Origin of the sequence: Spiroplasma sp. AdecLV25b (genome assembly GCF_030913225.1) — a bacterium.
Lineage (GTDB): Bacteria > Bacillota_I > Bacilli_A > Mycoplasmatales > VBWQ01 > Spiroplasma_E.
This window is the reverse complement of sequence record NZ_JAQYTS010000009.1, coordinates 1-2,504: the sequence shown is the minus strand read 5'-3', so window position 1 is coordinate 2,504 and position 2,504 is coordinate 1. Positions and strand designations below refer to the sequence as shown.

The window sequence follows — 2,504 nt, the reverse complement described above, 5'->3', positions numbered from 1 at the left end:
TTATGAATAGTCATTTAATAGTTAATCCTAGTAAAAATATTGAAGTACATTTAGATAATAGATTTAAAAGAGTTAAAAAATGAAAGTAGAAGGAGAAATAGAAAATGACTAATAATTTAAGTAATATTAATAAAAATCAATTAACTATTGAACAATGATTTACTAATAAAAATCAAGGGAGTATTATTAATGAAAAAGAAATACAAAGATTTAAAAGTAATGTATTAGCAATTAAAAATAATTTAGGTTTAGTAAATGCTAATTTAGGAACTATATTAGAAAGTTGTTATCAAGCAACATTATTAAATTTACCATTAGAAAAAAACTTTGGTTATTGTTGAGTTGTACCTTTTAAAGGTAAAGCACAATTTCAAATGGGTTATAAAGGTTATATTCAATTAGCATTACGTAGTCAACAATATAAAGAAATTAATGTTAGTGATGTAAGACTTGGTGAAATTAAAAAAATAGATAGATTAAAAGGTATTAAATTTACTTGAATACAAAATGAATTAGAACGTTTAAAAGCACCAGTAATTGGTTATGTTGCTTATTTTAAATTAAAAAATGGTTATGAAAAATATTTATATATGAGTAAAGAAGAAATAGAAAATCATTTTAATACTTATAGTGAAACTTATAAAAAAAATAAAAAATTTATTGTTAGTAGTTTTGAAGCAATGGCACTTAAAACTGTACTAACTCAATTATTAAGAAAATGGGGCATTATGTCAGTTGAATTACAAACTGCTTATGAAAATGACCAAGCAGTTATTACTGAAACTGAAAAAATATATATTGATAATCCAAATACTAATACAAATTATGAAGAAGTATTAAATAAATTAAATGAAGAAGAACAATTAATAGAAAATTTTGAAATTTAATTATGAATAAAGAAATCAAGGAAGTTAAATGCTCTAAAGAAAAATCATTTTATAAAGATAAAGAAAAATGATTTATTAATTGTTTAGGTTATAATATTGGTATAAGTATTTCTTGTTTATGTGATGTACATTTAATGTGTAATGCTTGTTGTGAAGAATGTTTTAGTGATAATTATGAATAACTACTTATTATCGGTAGACCCAAGTATGAAAAATACTGGGTTTACATTATGAGAAAATAAAAAACCAATATTAATAACTAGTCTTAATTTTTCTAAAAAAGATTATCATTATTTTACTGATTTTATTAATATAGTTTTTCTACAATGTCAAACTAATAATTTAGGTTTAATTGATGATAAAACAGATTATAGTTTATATTTAGTAATTGAACGTGGTATATTTAATCCAAAAATGGGTCGTGGTAAAAAAACTTTAGACCATTTAAGAGGTTTTATTGCTGGACAATTTAATAAATTATTAACTAAAGATATGTTAATAAGTCCAAGTGAATGAAAAAGTTGATGAAGTAAAAGTATTAATGAAGATATTATTAAGTTTGATTGAATAGGAATTGGTCCACGTGCTTGAGATAAAAAAATATCAATAGAAATAGCCAATTGATTAATTAAAGAAAATAATTGAAATATAAAAATATCCAATCATGATGAAGCAGAAAGTTTATTAATTGGTTGATATTATTTAAATAAAGGAGAGTAAATAATGAATACTAAATTAAAATGTATTGTTAAAGAATGTAATAAAAAAGTATTAATTAAATTACAATCTACAGATTTAGAAAATACTTCTATTCAATTTTTTAAAATGTGTAAAAAACATCAATTAGATTTTAATAATAAAGTAAAAGAAATAAAAGAATATTATGATAATAAAATTAAAATTAAGGAGTAAATAATGAATAATGTTGATAAATTAACTTTAGATTGTTTATTAATGCATATGGAAAAAATTATGAAATGTTCAAATTGTAAATTATGTGAAGAACATGATTATAATAAACGATCAAGTATAAATATTGATTGAGATAGTATACCTAAATGAAATGATAATAATGAAAATAAGGAGAATAAATATGGAAACAAATAATTATATATTAACTAAATTAATTAGAACAGGTATAAGTCCAATTTCAGCAATGATAGGTACAAGTGCTTATTATGGTCAATTAATAGGTAATCCAATATTAGGTTCAATTAACAGTTTATTATTTGGTAAAAAGTTAGGTTTTGATATATGAAATTTAAATCAAAGACCTTCTTCTAAAACTAAACTAATTAATAGTTCTAAAAAAATATTATTAGGTTTAGGAACAATTGGGTTAGCAAATTATACTAAATGAATAGAAAATAATATTAATCCAACTCCTAGTCCATTACCAATTACGACAACTCCAATTCCTACTACTACCACAGAAACACCACCATGACCATTAATGGTGAATGAAAATAATAATCTTAATAATTTAATGGATTGAGATACTTATATTTCATTAAATGCTTATGGTATTTCAAATCTTATAGCAGGAATTACTGAATTAATACCTAATAGATTTGAAACTATTCGTAAAGTAGCAAATATGGCAAATGGTGGATGTTT

The 2,504-nt window shown here is 21.8% G+C and carries 6 protein-coding genes; all 6 read left to right on the top strand.

Annotated features, from left to right (window positions below; all coding sequences use genetic code 4):
• Positions 1-104: 104 nt before the first annotated feature.
• The gene (locus tag RDJ14_RS00950; protein ID WP_308149493.1) at positions 105-887 is read left to right on the top strand and encodes a recombinase RecT; all 783 of its coding nucleotides are present in this window, start codon (positions 105-107) and stop codon (positions 885-887) included.
• Positions 888-889: 2 nt separating this feature from the next.
• Positions 890-1,069 carry a hypothetical protein gene (locus RDJ14_RS00945; RefSeq protein WP_308149492.1) on the top strand — a complete coding sequence of 60 codons (180 nt, stop codon included), beginning with the start codon at positions 890-892 and terminating at the stop codon, positions 1,067-1,069.
• Between the two features lie 25 nt (positions 1,070-1,094).
• On the top strand, positions 1,095-1,607 hold the full coding sequence (locus RDJ14_RS00940; protein ID WP_308149491.1) for a hypothetical protein: 513 nt from the start codon (positions 1,095-1,097) through the stop codon (positions 1,605-1,607).
• A gap of 3 nt (positions 1,608-1,610) precedes the next feature.
• Positions 1,611-1,799 (top strand): hypothetical protein, encoded by a 189-nt coding sequence (locus tag RDJ14_RS00935; protein ID WP_308149490.1) that lies wholly within the window; start codon positions 1,611-1,613, stop codon positions 1,797-1,799.
• A 3-nt stretch (positions 1,800-1,802) separates the two neighbouring features.
• Entirely contained in the window at positions 1,803-1,994 is a 192-nt protein-coding gene (locus RDJ14_RS00930) for a hypothetical protein (RefSeq protein WP_308149489.1), read from the top strand.
• The coding region (locus RDJ14_RS00925; protein ID WP_308149488.1) for a hypothetical protein at positions 1,981-2,504 on the top strand (524 nt) is incomplete at its 3' end. The genes RDJ14_RS00930 and RDJ14_RS00925, both read left to right, overlap by 14 nt.